This window comes from Mesorhizobium erdmanii USDA 3471 (assembly GCF_000472705.1).
GTDB lineage: Bacteria > Pseudomonadota > Alphaproteobacteria > Rhizobiales > Rhizobiaceae > Mesorhizobium > Mesorhizobium erdmanii.
On record NZ_AXAE01000008.1, the window covers coordinates 437,835 to 454,502 of the forward strand.

At 61.7% G+C, this 16,668-nt stretch carries 16 protein-coding genes; 9 read left to right on the forward strand and 7 right to left on the reverse strand.

The window, feature by feature from the left end; translation table 11 throughout:
- Positions 1-21 precede the first annotated feature (21 nt).
- Complete coding sequence (locus A3AU_RS0104970; RefSeq protein WP_027051800.1) at positions 22-1,554, reverse strand: acyl-CoA carboxylase subunit beta; 1,533 nt, start codon at positions 1,552-1,554, stop codon at positions 22-24.
- 409 nt (positions 1,555-1,963) lie between these two features.
- On the opposite strand from A3AU_RS0104970, the gene A3AU_RS0104980 reads away from it, so the two are divergent.
- A complete protein-coding gene (locus tag A3AU_RS0104980) occupies positions 1,964-3,388 on the forward strand; it encodes a DEAD/DEAH box helicase (RefSeq protein ID WP_027051801.1) in 1,425 nt (474 codons plus the stop codon).
- A gap of 213 nt (positions 3,389-3,601) precedes the next feature.
- Here A3AU_RS0104980 and A3AU_RS0104985 read toward each other — a convergent pair whose 3' ends face one another.
- Complete coding sequence (locus A3AU_RS0104985) at positions 3,602-4,576, reverse strand: alpha/beta hydrolase (protein WP_027051802.1); 975 nt, start codon at positions 4,574-4,576, stop codon at positions 3,602-3,604.
- A gap of 92 nt (positions 4,577-4,668) precedes the next feature.
- Complete coding sequence (locus tag A3AU_RS0104990; RefSeq protein ID WP_027051803.1) at positions 4,669-5,490, reverse strand: SDR family oxidoreductase; 822 nt, start codon at positions 5,488-5,490, stop codon at positions 4,669-4,671.
- 228 nt (positions 5,491-5,718) lie between these two features.
- Between A3AU_RS0104990 and A3AU_RS0104995 the strand changes: the two genes are divergently transcribed.
- The 6 genes from A3AU_RS0104995 to A3AU_RS0105020 all read left to right on the forward strand — a co-directional run bounded on the left by A3AU_RS0104995 (position 5,719) and on the right by A3AU_RS0105020 (position 10,421).
- On the forward strand, positions 5,719-6,753 hold the full coding sequence (locus tag A3AU_RS0104995) for a cysteine synthase A (protein ID WP_027051804.1): 1,035 nt from the start codon (positions 5,719-5,721) through the stop codon (positions 6,751-6,753).
- Positions 6,753-7,496, forward strand: a complete 744-nt coding sequence (locus A3AU_RS0105000; protein ID WP_027051805.1) for an alanyl-tRNA editing protein — start codon at positions 6,753-6,755, stop codon at positions 7,494-7,496. The genes A3AU_RS0104995 and A3AU_RS0105000 overlap by 1 nt, the downstream gene beginning before the upstream one ends.
- A gap of 39 nt (positions 7,497-7,535) precedes the next feature.
- Positions 7,536-8,417 carry a 3-mercaptopyruvate sulfurtransferase gene (gene sseA / locus A3AU_RS0105005; protein WP_027051806.1) on the forward strand — a complete coding sequence of 294 codons (882 nt, stop codon included), beginning with the start codon at positions 7,536-7,538 and terminating at the stop codon, positions 8,415-8,417.
- Between the two features lie 5 nt (positions 8,418-8,422).
- On the forward strand, positions 8,423-8,986 hold the full coding sequence (locus tag A3AU_RS0105010; RefSeq protein WP_027051807.1) for a GNAT family N-acetyltransferase: 564 nt from the start codon (positions 8,423-8,425) through the stop codon (positions 8,984-8,986).
- Positions 8,987-9,208: 222 nt separating this feature from the next.
- Positions 9,209-9,766, forward strand: coding sequence for an OmpA family protein (locus A3AU_RS0105015; RefSeq protein WP_027051808.1), 558 nt, complete (start codon positions 9,209-9,211; stop codon positions 9,764-9,766).
- Between the two features lie 187 nt (positions 9,767-9,953).
- Entirely contained in the window at positions 9,954-10,421 is a 468-nt protein-coding gene (locus A3AU_RS0105020) for a DUF1203 domain-containing protein (RefSeq protein WP_027051809.1), read from the forward strand.
- Positions 10,422-10,656: 235 nt separating this feature from the next.
- Here the strand turns inward: A3AU_RS0105020 and A3AU_RS0105025 are convergent, their stop codons facing one another.
- Together A3AU_RS0105025 and ald are read right to left on the reverse strand one after the other, a co-directional pair.
- Positions 10,657-11,961 (reverse strand): outer membrane protein, encoded by a 1,305-nt coding sequence (locus tag A3AU_RS0105025; protein WP_027051810.1) that lies wholly within the window; start codon positions 11,959-11,961, stop codon positions 10,657-10,659.
- A gap of 229 nt (positions 11,962-12,190) precedes the next feature.
- Complete coding sequence (ald, locus tag A3AU_RS0105030; RefSeq protein ID WP_027051811.1) at positions 12,191-13,306, reverse strand: alanine dehydrogenase; 1,116 nt, start codon at positions 13,304-13,306, stop codon at positions 12,191-12,193.
- 158 nt (positions 13,307-13,464) lie between these two features.
- On the opposite strand from ald, the gene A3AU_RS0105035 reads away from it, so the two are divergent.
- Complete coding sequence (locus A3AU_RS0105035) at positions 13,465-13,938, forward strand: Lrp/AsnC family transcriptional regulator (RefSeq protein WP_010909317.1); 474 nt, start codon at positions 13,465-13,467, stop codon at positions 13,936-13,938.
- Here the strand turns inward: A3AU_RS0105035 and A3AU_RS0105040 are convergent.
- Positions 13,935-14,357, reverse strand: coding sequence for a hypothetical protein (locus A3AU_RS0105040; RefSeq protein ID WP_027051812.1), 423 nt, complete (start codon positions 14,355-14,357; stop codon positions 13,935-13,937). The genes A3AU_RS0105035 and A3AU_RS0105040 overlap by 4 nt on opposite strands.
- Positions 14,358-14,514: 157 nt before the next feature.
- A complete protein-coding gene (locus tag A3AU_RS0105045; RefSeq protein WP_027051813.1) occupies positions 14,515-15,165 on the reverse strand; it encodes a 5-formyltetrahydrofolate cyclo-ligase in 651 nt (216 codons plus the stop codon).
- Between the two features lie 164 nt (positions 15,166-15,329).
- On the opposite strand from A3AU_RS0105045, the gene A3AU_RS0105050 reads away from it, so the two are divergent.
- Positions 15,330-16,595: an NAD(P)/FAD-dependent oxidoreductase gene (locus tag A3AU_RS0105050; protein WP_027051814.1), complete on the forward strand. Its 1,266-nt coding sequence runs from the start codon at positions 15,330-15,332 to the stop codon at positions 16,593-16,595.
- The last annotated feature ends 73 nt before the right edge of the window (positions 16,596-16,668 follow it).

Genomic DNA, 16,668 nt, shown 5'->3' on the forward strand with positions numbered 1-16,668 from the left:
GACAGGTGCCCATCGGACGCCTCACAGCGGGATATTGTCGTGCTTCTTCCAGGGGTTCTGCATGTCCTTGTTGCGCAGCATGCGCAGCGCCCGCGCGACGCGGCGGCGGGTCGAGTGCGGCATGATCACCTCGTCGACATAGCCGCGCTCCGCAGCGACGAATGGCGACAGGAAGCGATCCTCGTAAGCCTTTGTATGGGCTGCGATCTTTTCCGCGTCGCCAATGTCCTTGCGATAGATGATCTCGACCGCGCCCCTGGCGCCCATCACCGCGATCTGCGCCGTCGGCCAGGCATAGTTCATGTCGCCGCGCAGGTGCTTCGATGCCATCACGTCATAGGCGCCGCCATAGGCTTTGCGAGTGATGACGGTGATCTTCGGCACGGTCGCCTCGGCATAGGCGAACAAGAGCTTGGCGCCATGCTTGATCAGTCCGCCATATTCCTGCGCGGTGCCCGGCAGGAAGCCAGGGACATCGACGAAGGTGACGATCGGGATCGAGAAACAGTCACAAAAACGCACGAAACGCGCCGCCTTGCGGCTGGCGTCGGAATCGAGCACGCCGGCCAGCACCATCGGCTGGTTGGCGACGAAGCCGACCGTGCGGCCCTCGACGCGCCCGAAGCCGGTGACGATGTTCTTGGCGAAGTTCTGCTGGATTTCGAAGAAGTCGCCCTCGTCGGCAACCTTCAGGATCAGTTCCTTGATGTCGTAGGGCTTATTGGCATTATCGGGGATCAGCCGGTCGAGCGACAGATCATGGTCGGTGACCGACTGGTAGCATTCGATCTCGGGAATCTCCGATGTGTTCGAAGCGGGCAACAGATCGACCAGCCGGCGCATCTGCAGGAGCGCCTCGACGTCATTGTCATAGGCGCCATCGGCAATCGAGGATTTCGTTGTGTGGACGGAGGCGCCGCCAAGGCTCTCGGCGGTCACAGTCTCGTTGGTCACGGTCTTGACCACGTCGGGACCGGTTACGAACATGTAGGACGTGTCGCGCACCATGAATATGAAATCGGTCATGGCGGGCGAATAGACGTCGCCGCCGGCGCACGGCCCCATGATCACGGAAATCTGCGGGATGACGCCGGAGGCAAGCACGTTGCGCTGGAAGATCTCGGCGTAGCCACCGAGCGCCGCCACGCCCTCCTGGATGCGCGCGCCGCCGGCATCGTAGAGCCCGATGATCGGCGCGCGGTTGCGCAGCGCCATCTCCTGCACCTTGATTACCTTTTCGGCATGGGCTTCCGACAGCGAGCCGCCGAACACGGTGAAATCCTTAGCGAAGAGGTAGACCGGGCGACCGTTGACCGTGCCCCAGCCGGTGACGACGCCATCGCCGGCGATCTTGGTCTTCTCCATGCCGAAATCGGTTGAGCGATGCTCGACATACATGTCGAATTCCTCGAATGAGCCTTCGTCTAGAAACACCTCGATGCGTTCGCGCGCGGTGAGCTTGCCCTTCTTGTGCTGGGCATCGATGCGCGCCTGACCACCACCCATGCGGGCCATCTCACGCCGGCGCTCGAGTTCCTTCAGCACATCCTTCATCACTTGGTCCCCAGAAGCCGAAAGCTGCGTTTGTGGTAATGATGCCCAACGGCGAGCGCAAGCGTCAGCTTTGGCTGGCTTTGCTGCGCTGCAACATAACACCCCTTGCATTCCGGGGCGAACTCAGCCATATGCAGGCCATAGGCGCTTGGGCCGGGAACGAATCCGGCCTTCTCGACGAATGAGACTGGTTGCGTCTGTTTTCCCTCTTTTTCCGCTGATCGGCTCCGATCGGTTGGCAAGGTGGCGAAAAAGCCCCGTGGCATGATGCCTGCGGGCACGACAGCGCAGCCGAGTGGACGTTACCGTCCGCCCGCCTTGTCGTTCCATGACAATGTTATCCGACGGCAGGTTGCGCCCTGTCGCCATTGATGTTTGCGGCCACGACGCCGCGTGAAAGAAGATCATTTTGACCAACGAAAACACTTTGCCCGGCAACGTCACCGCGGAACTCTCCGGTTTCGCGGCGCTGGGAATTACCGGTGCGCTGCTCAAGGCCACCCACAATGCCGGCTTCACCGAACCGAAGCCGATCCAGATGCAGGCCATCCCGCCGCAGCTGGAAGGCCGTGACATTTTCGGCATCGCGCAGACTGGCTCCGGCAAGACCGCGGCCTTCGCGCTGCCGATCCTGTCGAAGATCATCGCGCTCGGCACCAAGCGGCGCGCCAAGACGACCCGCGCGCTCATCCTGGCGCCGACCCGCGAGCTCGCCGTGCAGATCGAGGACACCATCAAGATCCTCGCCAAGGGCGCTCACGTCTCGACGGCGCTCGTGCTGGGCGGCGTCTCCCGCTTTAGCCAGGTGAAGAAGGTTGCTCCCGGCGTGGACATCCTCATTGCCACGCCCGGCCGGTTGACCGACCTGGTGCGCGAGGGCGACCTCATCCTCTCCGACACCAAATGGCTGGTGCTGGACGAGGGCGACCGCATGCTCGACATGGGCTTCATCAACGACGTCAAGCGGATCGCCAAGGCGACCGCGCCTGACCGCCAGACTGCGCTGTTTTCGGCCACCATGCCCGACGAGATCGCCGAACTTGCCAAGGGCCTGCTGAAGAACCCCGTCCGCATCGAAGTCTCGCCGCAAAGCACGGCGGCTGCCGAGATCGTGCAGGGCGTCGTCTTCGCCCGCACCAAGCAGAAGCGCCAGGTTTTGTCGACGATGCTCGGCGACGAGGCGATGAAGTCCGTCATCATCTTTTCGCGCACCAAGCATGGTGCCGACCGGGTGACCAAGGATCTCGAACGCGATGGCTTCAAGGCAGCCGTCATTCATGGCAACAAGTCGCAGAACGCACGTCAGAAGGCGCTCAACGATTTCCGTGGCGGTTCGGTGCGCATTCTGGTCGCGACCGACATCGCGGCGCGCGGCATCGACGTCCCCGGCATCAGCCATGTCGTGAATTTCGACCTGCCGGACGAAGCCGAAAGCTATGTCCACCGCATCGGCCGCACCGGCCGCAACGGCATGGACGGTATTGCGATCACGCTTTGCGATCCTTCGGAAAACAGCAAGCTGCGCCAGGTCGAGCGCATCATCCGGACCAAGCTGCCGATCGTTGCCGACCATCTCGGCAGTCCCGACCCGCAGCGCAATCCGGCCGAAAAGAACGAGCGCTTCGAGCCCGCCAACGACCGGAACGACCGCAATGGTCGTCGCGACGGCAGACGGCCGGGCGGTGAGAAGAAGCCGAACAACGGTTTCGGCAAGAAGCGTTTCGGTGATAAGCCGGCCTTTGCTGGTGAACGCAAGCCGGAAGGCGCGAAACCCTTCAAGGGCAACAACAAGCGGCGCTTCGGCGGCAAGCGTCCGGCGGCCCGCGCTGCATAACTAATGCATGGCGCCCAGAAGTGTACAGCGGTTCTGGGACAACGACATGCATCAAAACAAAGACTTAAAAGCGCGTCGCCTGAATCCGGTTCAGAGCGACGCGCTTTAGACCTCGCGGCGGTCGGCCAGCCCTGGCGGTTGGCTGGTTGCTGGACTGGCAAAGAAGAGGGTGGCTGAAGCGATGCTTCAGGCGCCCTTTTTCGTCTCTGCACTTTACTTCGCCACCGCCTCGACCCAGACGGCAATCCGTTGCGCCAGAAAAGCCGTGGTCGACGGTGACAGCGCGTCGCCGGCGATCACGTGATTGTCGGGATCGCCTGTGCTTTCGATGGGAACCAATTCATGCGCGCCACCCCAGCGCCCGGCGATCTCGCGGGTGCGGTCAGGCCGCACCACCCTGTCTGAATCCGAGAAGATGAACAAAGCCGGGATATCGGCCTTCTCCACCGGCGCCCCATAGGCAAGTTCCGTCAGCGCCTGCATCGGCAGTGTCGCGGCGACCGGATATCTGGTGGTCCAGAATTTTTCGTGCAGCGCGTTGCGCGGCGGGAAACTGCGCTCCTTGCCGATGACGAGTTCGGCAATCTGCTTGCCCCACGGCATGGTCAGGATTCCGGCGCCGGACGCCTTTACCCCAAAGTTTGGCGAGATGAACGCGATCGCCGCCACCCCTTCGGATGCGCCGGGCTGCGTCGCCGCCCAGGCCGCCAGCGAGCCGCCGGTCGAGGTCGAGATGATGACCACCTTGTCGCCGATGGCACGGCCGACGGCGAGCGCCTCCTCATAGTCGTTTATCCAGGCATTGACGCTGCCGTGCGCCATCGCGGCACCGTCCTGGCCATGGCCGGTGAGGCGCGTGTAGAAGAGGTTGGCGTCGAGTTGGTCCGCCACCTCGTCGGGCAGGGGGCGGATCTCGCCCTTTGAAGCCGAGAACCCGTGGATATAGACAATCGCCAGCGGTGTCTTGGCATGCACCATCGGGTTGGCCCAGACGATCTCTTTCTCCAGCCCGTCTCGGATGCCTGGCACGGCGGCTTCCACCTTTGCCACATAGGCCTGCGGATCGTCACCGACGGCGGAAGGGTCGAAGCGGATCGTGGTGTCGACGGGAACGCGAGGACCAAGCACAAAGGCCAATGCAAGAACGGCGATCAGGCCCAGCACAGCAAGCACGATCCGTCGCCCCATCGCAGACTCCACGCAACAACAGCAAGCCTATGGTGGCGGCCATGAACAGGCAACGGCCGTTCAGGCAGCCAAACCACCAATCCTGTGGGCATCTATTTGTTTGGCGGTTTGCGCTCGTAATGCAGCGGCCGTGCCTTCCAGCTGGTCATCAAGCTGATCACCCACCGGCTCCATGGCCTCGGCAGAAGGGCGAGAAATTTCAGCGGCCAACTCGTACGGTACGGGAAGGTGACTTCGAATCCGCCGGATTTGATTGCCTTCACCATGCGGCGGGTCGCCCGACTGACCGGCATCAGGCCCGGCATCGGCAGCATGTTCTTTTCGGTCAGCGGCGTGTCGACAAAACCGGGGTTTATCACCTGGACTCGGATGTTCATCTTGTCGAAATCATACTTCAACGACTCGGCCAGGATGTTGATCGCCGCCTTGGTGCCGCCATAGGCGGCGGTGGTGGGCCAGCCGAAATAGGCCGTGACCGATCCGACGAGCACGACATGGCCGCGCGACCGCACGCGCATATGCTCCACGACCGGCACCAGCCCGTTGATGATGCCGAAATAATTGACCTCGAAGGACTTGCGAAAGTCGCTGACGACCAGAGCCTCTCCAGGCGTGGAAATGTAGTTCCCCGCATTGAAGACGGCGAGCACGATGGGGCCGAGCTCCTTCTCGATCGCGGCGACCGTTCTCGCCATGCGTGGCTCGTCGGTCACGTCACAGGGAAAAGCCGTGACGCTGCCCGGCATCTGCGCGGTCTCGACGATCAACGTGTCGATCGGATCGTTGTCGAGCGCCGTTACCGCCACCGCATAGCCCTGGGACGCCAGATCCCTGGCCAGCGAGCGGCCAATGCCGCTGCTGCCGCCCGTGACCCAGGCGACGCCGTGTTTCGGATCGGCCCGATAGAGTGTCATGCTGCGCCCTGCCGAGTTTGTTGGTGCCTTGCTCTAGCGATGAAGAAATCGAATGGAAAGAGTGCTTTTCGACCACAAGTGTAAAATGAACTGTGCGATGCCGAGCCCTGCCTCGGGAACGCCAATGCAACGCAATGCCGGAAATGCGACTGGACCAGGCGAATTCTTGCCTTGAAACCGTAGCGTCGGGTTTCTAGGGTTTCGGCGCACGCACACAAGGAAACCTGAATGGCCCGCTCTGTGATCGACGCGATCGGCAACACGCCTCTGATCCGCCTCAACAAAGCTTCCGAAGAAACCGGCTGCGAGATCCTGGGCAAGGCCGAATTCATGAATCCGGGGCAATCGGTCAAGGATCGCGCCGGGCTGTTCATCATCCGCGACGCCGAACAGCGCGGCCTATTGAAACCGGGCGGTGTCATCGTCGAGGGGACGGCCGGCAACACGGGCATCGGCCTGACGCTGGTCGCCAAGGCGCTTGGATACCGCACCGTCATCGTCATCCCGGATACGCAAAGCCAGGAAAAGAAGGACACCATCCGGTTGCTCGGCGCCGAGCTGATCGAAGTGCCGGCGGTGCCCTACAAGAACCCCAACAATTACGTGAAACTGTCGGGGCGGCTGGCCGAGCAGATGGCCAGCAGCGAGCCGAACGGCGCCATCTGGGCCAACCAGTTCGACAATGTCGCCAACCGCGACGGCCATATCCGCACCACGGCGGAGGAAATCTGGGCTCAGACCGGCGGCAAGGTCGATGGTTTTGTGTCGGCCGTCGGTTCCGGCGGTACGCTTGCCGGCGTTGCCTTTGGGCTGAAGGCCAAGAGCAAGGGTGTCAAGATCGCGCTCGCCGATCCGCTGGGCGCCGCGCTCTACAGTTTCTACACCAGCGGCGAATTGAAGTCGGAGGGCAGCTCGATCACCGAAGGCATCGGGCAGGGGCGCATCACCGCCAATCTCGAAGGGTTCACGCCGGACTTCTCCTTCCAGATCAAGGATGAGGACGCACTGCCGATCGTCTTCGATCTTATTCAGGAAGAAGGTCTTTGCGTCGGCGGCTCGACCGGCATCAACATTGCCGGCGCGATCCGGCTGGCCAGAGAACTAGGCCCCGGCCATACCATCGTGACCATTCTTTGCGACTACGGCACACGCTATCAATCGAAGCTGTTCAACCCGGAATTCCTGCGCGAGAAGAATCTTCCCGTGCCGGGTTGGATGGAACTGCGGAGCACGATTTCAGTGCCGTTCGAAAAGGTCTCGTGATGGCGCACAAAACGGAAGCGCTGTTTCGCGACGATGCCTATCTCCGCACGGCGGATGCGATGGTTGTTGCCGTCAATGATCGTGGCGGCATCGTTCTCGACCGGACGATCTTTTATGCGACATCGGGTGGGCAGCCGGGCGATACCGGCTATCTCGAACGCGGCGACGGCAGCCGCATCGCCATTGCCGCTACCATCACGGGTGAGACCAAGGACGAGATCATCCATGTGCCGGCGCCCGAGCAGCCGACCCTGGCTGTTGGCGAGAAGGTGAAACTCGCCATCGACTGGGAGCGACGGCACCTGTTGATGCGCATGCACGCGGCCTGTCACCTGCTCACTGTCGTTTGCCCGTTCCCGATCACCGGAGCCGCGGTTTCCGAGGACGACAGCCGTGTAGACTTCGACATTCCAGACGCCAGTTTCAGCAAGGAAGAAGTGACCGCGAGCCTGATGGATCTGGTGCGGGCCGATCATCCGATCTTCACCAGGCTGATCAGCGACAAGGAACTCGCGGCGAACCCTGGCCTGGTAAAGTCCAAGAACGTCCGGCCGCCGGTCGGCACCGGCAAGATCCGCCTCGTCTGCATCGGTGACAACGCTTCGGTGGACAGCCAGCCCTGCGGCGGTACGCATGTGAAAAGCACCGGCGAAGTCGGCGAAATCCACATCGGCAAGATCGAAAAGAAGGGCCGTGAAAACAGGCGCTTCCGCATCCGCTTCGGCCCGATGCCGGCGGCCTGACTCGCAACGCTTTGCTTTACCCGGAGTGAGAGAATCAGAATGGCCGAGAACAGTCCTTTTATCGTCGATGCGGACTGGTTGCAGGGGCACCTGGGCGAGCCCGGCCTGACGATTATCGATGCGTCCTGGTATCTGCCGGCGCAAAAGCGCGACGCGCGCTCCGAATATGATGCAGCGCACATCCCGGGCGCCCGGTTCCTGGATCAGGACGCGGTTTCGGATCCCGACGCTGCTTTGCCGCATACGCTGCCATCGCCTCGGCATTTTGCCCAATATGTCGGCGCGATGGGCGTCTCGGCCGACGACACCATTCTCGTTTATGACGGTCCGGGTTTCTTCTCGGCGCCCCGAGCCTGGTGGATGTTTCGCGTCATGGGTGTTTTCCAGACCTATATTCTGGATGGCGGCTTCGACGGTTGGAAAGCTGCCGGACGGCCGGTAACGGCCGAACCGACGAGGATCGCGCCAAGCGTATTCCATGCCGATTTCGACGCGGGTCGTGTCGCCAGCCTTGCCGATATGCGCCGGATCGTCGAGACCGCCACAAGCCAGATTGCCGATGCCCGCGGACCCGGCCGCTTCACCGGAACCGAGCCTGAGCCGCGCGCGGGCATCCGTTCCGGCCATATGCCGGGTGCCCGCAACGTGCCTTACTCCGCACTGTCGGAAAACGGCATGCTGTTGTCGAACGACCGTTTGCGCAAGGTGATCGAGGACGCCGGCATCGACCTGTCGAGGCCCGTCGTCACCTCTTGCGGCTCCGGTGTCACCGCCGCGGTGATCACGCTGGCGCTGGAGACGCTTGGCCATACCGACAACAGGCTCTATGACGGCTCATGGACCGAGTGGGGCGGGCTGTCCGACACGCCTGTGGTGATCGGCCCCGCGAAAACCGGCCCCGTGAAAACCGGCAAGGAATGAAAACGATGGAAAACGGCGTGCTGCAGGACATTGAAGTCACGGTGACTTTTCTCGAAATGCACGCCCCGCCGGCCGTCTCGCCGCCAGTGCCTTACAACCGCCAGGTCGCGCTGCTGAAGACCAGAGAAATTCCCTTGCATTTTTACCGCTATTTGATGGACCGGGTCGGACGCAAATGGCATTGGGTGAATGTTCTGAGGTTGGACGACGACGAGCTTTCGGCCGGCATCCACCGTGAGGACCGCGACATCAGGGTGCTCTATCTCGACGGCGCGCCCGCCGGTTTCTTCGATCTCAAGCCGCATCTGCCTGATGAAGTCGAACTCGCCTATTTCGGCATGATGGAACATGCCACCGGGCAAGGCATCGGCCGCTGGTTCCTGGGTTCGGCGATTTCAGCCGCCTGGTCGCATGGGCCGAAACGGGTGACGGTGCAGACCTGCACGCTGGACCATCCGGCGGCTCTGCCGCTCTATCAGAAGCTCGGTTTCAAACCGGTCGCGCAGAAGAAAGAGGTCGTGCACCCGCTGCCTTTCGCCGAGCGCTCGGCCAGCGTCATGCGGCCGTGATCGGCATTTCCGGCGAGAACAGAATCGCCTCCAATGCCTTATTTGTTTGTTTTTTCGCAATTCCCAAGCGGAAGCGCTATGCGCTTCTCCCGGCAAAATCGCTACGCCCTTTTCCTGGAATTGCTTTGAGCGAAAGCTGAACCGCCCGTTCATCGGTGCTTCAGCCTGGCTTAGGCATGTTGCCCGCATCATCAATGCGGTTGACGCCGAAGGAGAAAAGACATGCTGACACGCCGTACACTTGCCGCCGCGCTGATTGCTGCAATCGCGATGCCGAGCCTTGCCGCTGCCCAGGCGACGACGCCGTCGGCGGCGACGATCGAGCGCAGGCTCGAGGCGGCGCCCCGGGTGAAACTGCGGCCGAACGAGCGCGTCACCATCCGGGAATTCAAGCGCCGGCCGGATTTGCGTCGCATGGCGCGCTCGATCGACATCCAGTCGATCAATTTCGCCTTCGGCTCGGCAGCCATCTCCAGGTCGCAACACGACAAGATCGAGAATATCGCCGATGCACTGCGGCGGATCCTGCATCGCGATCCCGGGGCCCGCGTGCTGATAGAAGGGCATACGGATGCTGTCGGCTCCTTTCAGTCGAACCAGTCCCTGTCCGAGCAGCGCGCCGCTTCGTTGAAGCGCACGCTGGTGCGTGAGTTCGGCGTACCCAGCTATGCCTTGGAGATTGTTGGCTATGGCGAGGAGTTCCTGCTCGTGCCGACGCAGAACGAAAACTGGCAGAATCGCCGGGTGACGCTCCGTCGCTTTGACGACTTTATCCGCTGACTCGCGAGCGTCTGGGCGGATCAATTAGTCGGCTTACGTGATTGGAATTTGAAAAAACCGCCACCTCGAACAGAGCGGCCTGGGCCGATCGGAGAACGCCGATCGGCCCATCCTCTCTTGGCAGGAATCGGGTGGGAAGCTTCGACCTGAGCGCATAGTTTCCGGCAATCACACCGGAGATTTCATCATGACCATTCAGTTCAAAGCGCTGCCGACCCAGGATGTCAGGGCCCTTCAATTTGGCGGCCCGGATGCCTACGGCCACACGCCGGAGCGAAAGATTTCCGACGGTGACGGCATGCCTTGCCGACACTGCTTGAAGAACATCGCATCTGGCGATGCCTATCTCATCCTTGCCTATCGGCCATTTCCGGACCTTCAGCCCTATGCCGAAACCGGGCCGATCTTCCTGCATGCGGAAGAATGCGAGCGCGCCGCCGAGACCGAAATGCTTCCCGAGATTCTCGAAAGCCCGGACTACATCGTGCGCGGCTATAGCAGGGACAACCGCATCGTCTATGGCAGCGGCGGGGTCATTCCGGTCGAGGCGATTGCGGCGCGGGCAGAGACTCTGTTCGAACGCGACGACATTGCCTACGCGCATGTCCGCTCGGCGCGCAACAACTGCTACCAGTGCCGCATCGAACGAGCGTGAGCTGCAAGGGGATTGCGGGAAGAGACTTTGTCGTACTTCCGTCGCATAGATGCGATAGGGAGTGATTGTCGATCGATTGGCCGACCGCGGATGAACCGGCGGCAATCTCGATATCGAGGAAGCGGGGCTTTGGCTCCGCTTTTTTGTTGCCCGGTTCCCCGCAAAAGCCGCCCACGCAAAGAAAAAGCCCGCCGGCCACGCCGACGGGCTTCGACTATTTGCCTGGAGGGGCTTCTTAGTTGAACTTATACTTCGCGCCGACACGCACGGTATGGAAAGAAGACGTGGAGGTGATGGAGTCGTCAGGCAGCCCCAGCTCCGACGAGAAATCCTTCTTGGCGAACTGCGAATAGCGATACTCGACACCGATCGTGACGTTGCTGGAAACTGCGGTTTCCAGACCACCGCCAACCGAGAAACCGCTCGAGCCCCAGTCGAGGATATCCCCGACCGGGTCGGAAGCGTTCAGATCGAAATGCTGCCAGCTGTAGCCAGCCAACGCGTAGGCGAGGGTCGATTCGTTCATTTTCATGCCGACGCGGCCGAGCACGTCAAAACCATAGTCGGTATCGACATTGATCGACCCGCTGCCGAGGTCAAGCTTCGAGGTCATGCCCGAGTAGCGGGCATCGACCAGGAGGCCGGCGACCCAATTGCCGAAGTCATGGTCGTAGCCGACGTTCAACTCGCCAAACGCGCCTTCGCCGCCGAGGCCATTGAACTTGGCGCCGACAAGCGGCGGGATTTCGATCTGATGCACGGACGCACCCGCACCCAAGCCGCCGCCGATATAGAAGCCGGTCCAGTTGTAGGCGGGTGCTTCAAACGAAGCGGGAGCGCCATTCTGCGCACCGAAGCGATAGCTGGCGGCAACCTGGAATGTATGACGCGACGTATCGAGGTTGAGAAGGCCATCCGGAGCTCCGACAAGGCCAGCTTCGGAAAGGAGATCTCCCTTGGTGCCGAAGCGAGTATAGCGATACTCGGTCTTGATCGTCCAATTGCTGTTGATGGCCGTTTCGAGACCGCCCCCGACAAAGTATCCGCTCTGGTCCCAATCGAACCCAAAGCCGGCGTTCGAGTCGAGTTTGTACTTCTGCCAGGAGTATCCACCCATGACGTAGCCCAGCGTATTCGGCGTCAGGAGGTAGCCAGCGCGCAGACCGGCATCAAAGCCATAGGTCTCCTGGATGGAGGCATTGAACGGCCCGACATCGAGCGAGGTTTCGATATTGCCGACATGGACATCGACGAGCCCGCCGAGCAGGAAGCGGGGCGAAACCATATAGTCGTAACCAGCGGTCAGTTCGCCGTAAACGCCTTCGCCGCCGATGCCGTTCAGCGAGATGGGAGCAAAATCGCTGCTCAGCTTATGGACGTTGGCCCCGGCGCCAACGCCAAAGCCGACATAAATACCGCTCCAGTTAAAACCGGATGCCTCGACCGGTTGCACGACATCTGCCGCATGCGCAGCCGACATCAAGGCCACTACAGAGACAGCACCCAAAAGAAAAGATTTCGCAGAAACGCGAAGAAACATAGCCCAAACCCCTATTCAATAAACCCGCCAGGGTTCTAGCAGGCTTAGTCAGGTTGGGAATGACAAATATGCAACAGTTTTGGGCAATCTCCATCTGCAGCGGACACTGATCTGTCCAGTAATCAGACTTGCCGCCCTAGATCGGCCAATAGACCCCGGATCAGCCAATAAAAAGCCCGCCGGAGTGAACCGGCGGGCAGTAACAGCACGTTGACTTTTTCTGGGTGTATCAGGCGGCCAGAACCGCTTTCGGCTCGACCAGTTCGTAGCCGAGTGCATCGGCGACCGCCCGGTTGGTGATCTTGCCCTTATGGACATTGAGGCCGTTGCGCAGATGATGGTCGTCGACCAGCGCCTTCAGGCCCTTGTCGGCGAGCTGCAGGCCGTAGTGCAGCGTCGCGTTGTTCAACGCATGGGCCGAGGTGACTGGCACGGCGCCTGGCATGTTGGCGACGCAATAGTGGATGACGCCGTCAACCTCGTAGGTCGGCTCAGCGTGAGTCGTCGCATGCGAGGTTTCGAAGCAGCCGCCCTGGTCGATGGCGACGTCGACCAGCACCGAGCCCTTCTTCATGCCGGACAGCATCTCGCGGGTGACGAGCTTCGGCGCGGCGGCACCCGGGATCAGCACGGCGCCCACGACGATGTCGGCCGAGAAGCATTCTTCCTCGAGTGCCTCGACGGTCGAGTAGCGGGTGTGGACACGGCCGGCGAAGAGGTCGTCGAGTTGGCGCAGGCGCGGGATCGAGCGGTCGATGATGGTGACGTCGGCGCCAAGACCGGCGGCCATGCGGGCCGCGTGCAGGCCGACGACGCCGCCGCCGAGCACGGTGACCTTGCCGGGCAGCACGCCCGGCACGCCGCCGAGCAGCACGCCGCGACCGCCATTGGCCTTCTGTAGCGCCGTGGCGCCGGCCTGGATGGACAGGCGGCCGGCGACTTCCGACATCGGTGCCAAGAGCGGCAGGCCGCCACGGTCGTCGGTCACGGTTTCGTAGGCGATCGCCGTCACGCCTGAGGCGAGCAGGCCCTTGGTCTGTTCCGGATCCGGAGCCAGGTGCAGATAGGTGTACAGGATCTGGCCGTCGCGCAACTGAACCCACTCATTGGGTTGCGGCTCCTTGACCTTGACGATCATGTCCGACTTGGCGAACACGTCGGCGGCAGTCTTGGCGATGGTGGCGCCGGCGGCGCGATAGGCGTTGTCGTCGGCCCCGATGCCCGCACCGGCACCCGCTTCGACCAGCACTTCGTGGCCATGCGCCACATATTCGCGAACCGAGCCGGGCGTCAGGCCGACACGATATTCGTGGTTCTTGATTTCCTTGGGACAACCGACGCGCATTTTATTCTCCTGATCCGGCCCTTTTGGGCTCACTCTCCCTGTATTCTCAGAGTGAACCATGAATCGGCTCGCAAGTGTTTGCGAATGCGCTTGCGCGAACAGGAGGGTTTCGATAATCGTTGCGCGAAATAGCAATATATTCGCAGGATTCACGAAAAATGCCGCTCGACAGGATCGATATCGCCATTCTTGAGACGTTGCAGAAGGATGGCCGGATCCCCAATGCGGCGCTTGCCGAGAAGGTTGGCCTGTCGCAATCGGCCTGTTCGCGCCGGCTCGACAATCTGGAAAAATCCGGAACCATTCGCGGCTATCACGCCCGGTTGTCCAACGCGGCGCTCGGTCATCAGATGACGGCGATCGTGCATATATCGCTTTCGGGCCAGTTCGAGAAGACGCTGTCGGATTTCGAGGCGGCGATCAAACGGTGCCCAAACGTCCTGTCTTGCCATCTGATGTCAGGCGAATACGACTATATCCTGCGCATCGCCGCCAAGGACCTCGTCGACTACGAGCGCATACACAAGGAATGGCTGTCGGCCATGCCGCATGTGACCAAGATCAATTCGTCCTTCGCGCTCCGCGAGATTGTCGACCGCACGGCGATGGGAATGAAGCCGGAAATGGCTTAACGCCAAAGGCATACCTTGACGTCCTTCCCGATATAGCATGCGCCTTCACGGCGAAGTTCTTCCCATCTTTCATCGCCGTGAGTTTCGCTGATATCCGAGTTCGCATAGCCCGCCCACAGGTCACCGTCCTTGTATACGTCCGCCCAATAATCCTTGGACATTTCACCAGCGCCACTGTGGGTATCAGGGTAGTCGATACCGGCAAAGACTTGCCGGGGCCCCTGGATATTGAAATCGCCGCCGCTTTCGATTTGATAGGAGCATCTTCCGGATATGCGGGTCTGACCGCTGACAATTAGCAGGCAGCGGCCCCATTTGTAACCGCTCGGTAAACGATGCTTTGGCAACGCATGCGAAGGCGAGACGGAGAACGAAATTGCAAGGACAGCAGCTACAGTTCGCCCGATCATCTCGATCATCCTTTTTGAAGCAGCCAATCCAGCAACCGAGAGTGCGGCCGGGCACTCTCGGATACGCCCGGAGGGCATGCCCAAGCGCTCCACCAAAGAGGATACTATTTATCGACCAAGTCGGATTTTTGTCACGGATATCTTCGCTGCTTCAGCGCGACGCGCTTCACGCTTCCGTCACGATCCGATCCATCGGAATGTCATGCGGCTGCGGATAGATCGTGACGATGCGCTGCATCTCGTAGCCCACGCCGATGACCAGCGGCTTGAACGGCATGGCGGCCAGCGTGCGGTCGAAGAAGCCGCCGCCATAGCCCAGCCTGTAGTGCGACGGATCGATGCCGACGATCGGCGAGATGACGATGTCTGGCAGGACCGGATCGCCTTCGGCCGGGATCGGGATGTTCCAGACGCCCTTTTCCAATCGGTCGCCCGGTTTATAGGCACGAAAGATCAGCGGTTGCCCTTTTTCGACGACGATGGGCAGCGCCGTGCGGCCGCCGCGCTCGTTGATGGACGCCATCCATGGCCGCAGATCCGGCTCGCCGCGAAACGGCCAGTAGAGGCTGACCATGCGGCCGCTGATCTCGCCGATGACCGCGTCGAGCCCTTGGGCGATGCGTAGGGACATGGCCGCTCGCGCGTCGGCCGAAACAGCAAGGCGGGCAGCAATCAGGCGTTCTCGCTCGGCCTTGCGCCAGCGTCTCACATCGGTCCAGTCGGACAGCGGCGGCCGGAATTCGGGATTGATCTCGTGCATGAAGCAGGGCGGCGAGGAATACTGTGCCGGGCTGTCGCCGTCATGATCGTTGGCCATGCGTCACCTCATAGCGTGTTCGATGACGCTATACCTCGCGACACGATACATCTTGTGTATTCACGACATGGGACGGCGAGTCCCGGGCATGGTGCTTTTGTTGCTGCATTGCACAAAAATACCTACATCTAGTGAAGGCGATCTTGCCATCAGGGGTGAACGAAATGACCGAACCCAGCCATCATGTCGTCGTTGTCGGCGCGGGTTTCGGCGGTCTCGAATTCACCCGCGCGCTGTCGGGCGCACCGGTACGCATCACCATGATCGACAAGCGCAACCACCATCTGTTCCAGCCGCTGCTCTACCAGGTGGCGACGACGGCGCTGGCCACCTCCGAGGTTGCCTGGCCGATCCGCCATCTCCTGCGCAAGCGCAAGGACGTCACCACGCTGCTGGCCAACGTCACCGGTGTCGACCGGGCCGGCAAACGCGTGCTGCTCGATGACGGCAGCGCCGTCGCCTACGACACACTGGTGCTCGCCACCGGCGCCCGCCATGCCTATTTCGGTCACGACGAATGGGAACCGTTCGCGCCGGGGCTAAAGACGCTGGAGGACGCCACCACCATCCGGCGGCGCATTCTCCTGGCCTTCGAACAGGCCGAGCGGGAGACCGATCCCGCCAAGCGCCAGGCGCTGCTGACCATCGCGATCGTCGGTGGCGGGCCGACCGGGGTGGAACTGGCCGGCACCATCGTCGAGTTGGCGCACGACACGCTGCGCGGCGAGTTCCGCAACATCGATATCAGGCAAACGCGCGTGGTGCTTATCGAGGCTGGTGACCGCATCCTTGCCAATTTCGCGCCAGAACTCTCCGATTACGCCAGCAAGGCGCTCCAGCGGCTCGGCGTGACGGTCGAGCTCGGCCGGGCCGTCACGCGCTGCGACGCTGAAGGCGTGGGCTTTGGTGACAAGCAATTGGCGGCGAAGACAATCCTGTGGGCGGCCGGCGTTGCCGCTTCGCCCGCCGCCCAGTGGCTGGCGGCGAAGGCGGACCGAGCGGGCAGGGTGCTTGTCGAGCCTGACCTCAGCGTGCCCGGCAGCCCCGAGATTTTTGTCATCGGCGACGCCGCCCTTGTGCTGCGGCCCGATGGCCGGCCGGTACCTGGCGTGGCTCCTTCCGCCAAGCAAGAGGGCCGGCATGTTGCGGCCATAATCAAGGCCAGGCTCGATGGTGAGACGACGGCGCGTCCTTTTCACTACAAACATGCCGGTGACCTGGCGACGATCGGCAAACGCGCGGCTGCGATCGATTTCGGCTGGATCAAGCTTACGGGCTGGCTCGCCTGGTGGCTGTGGGGCATCGCCCACATCTATTTCCTGATCGGTTTCCGCAACCGGCTTGCGGTTTCCCTGAGCTGGCTATGGATCTACGTCACGGGCCAGCGCTTCGCTCGGCTGATCACCCAGGGCGACGACGACAAGACCTGACTTTCTTCACCGCCCTGTTCATCCGCCCGTCATCTGTTGCTGATGGATTGGCGTGCCGATGCGCGCGACTTCT

Excerpts from the sequence above, each read along its gene's own strand:
- A3AU_RS0104970 (WP_027051800.1), bottom strand. The coding sequence starts at position 1,554 with ATGAAGGATGTGCTGAAGGAACTCGAGCGCCGGCGTGAGATGGCCCGC.
- A3AU_RS0104985 (WP_027051802.1), bottom strand. The coding sequence starts at position 4,576 with ATGGGGCGACGGATCGTGCTTGCTGTGCTGGGCCTGATCGCCGTTCTT.
- A3AU_RS0104990 (WP_027051803.1), bottom strand. The coding sequence starts at position 5,490 with ATGACACTCTATCGGGCCGATCCGAAACACGGCGTCGCCTGGGTCACG.
- A3AU_RS0104995 (WP_027051804.1), top strand. The coding sequence starts at position 5,719 with ATGGCCCGCTCTGTGATCGACGCGATCGGCAACACGCCTCTGATCCGC.
- A3AU_RS0105000 (WP_027051805.1), top strand. The coding sequence starts at position 6,753 with ATGGCGCACAAAACGGAAGCGCTGTTTCGCGACGATGCCTATCTCCGC.
- sseA (WP_027051806.1), top strand. The coding sequence starts at position 7,536 with ATGGCCGAGAACAGTCCTTTTATCGTCGATGCGGACTGGTTGCAGGGG.
- A3AU_RS0105010 (WP_027051807.1), top strand. The coding sequence starts at position 8,423 with ATGGAAAACGGCGTGCTGCAGGACATTGAAGTCACGGTGACTTTTCTC.
- A3AU_RS0105015 (WP_027051808.1), top strand. The coding sequence starts at position 9,209 with ATGCTGACACGCCGTACACTTGCCGCCGCGCTGATTGCTGCAATCGCG.
- A3AU_RS0105020 (WP_027051809.1), top strand. The coding sequence starts at position 9,954 with ATGACCATTCAGTTCAAAGCGCTGCCGACCCAGGATGTCAGGGCCCTT.
- A3AU_RS0105025 (WP_027051810.1), bottom strand. The coding sequence starts at position 11,961 with ATGTTTCTTCGCGTTTCTGCGAAATCTTTTCTTTTGGGTGCTGTCTCT.
- ald (WP_027051811.1), bottom strand. The coding sequence starts at position 13,306 with ATGCGCGTCGGTTGTCCCAAGGAAATCAAGAACCACGAATATCGTGTC.
- A3AU_RS0105035 (WP_010909317.1), top strand. The coding sequence starts at position 13,465 with ATGCCGCTCGACAGGATCGATATCGCCATTCTTGAGACGTTGCAGAAG.
- A3AU_RS0105040 (WP_027051812.1), bottom strand. The coding sequence starts at position 14,357 with ATGATCGAGATGATCGGGCGAACTGTAGCTGCTGTCCTTGCAATTTCG.
- A3AU_RS0105045 (WP_027051813.1), bottom strand. The coding sequence starts at position 15,165 with ATGGCCAACGATCATGACGGCGACAGCCCGGCACAGTATTCCTCGCCG.
- A3AU_RS0105050 (WP_027051814.1), top strand. The coding sequence starts at position 15,330 with ATGACCGAACCCAGCCATCATGTCGTCGTTGTCGGCGCGGGTTTCGGC.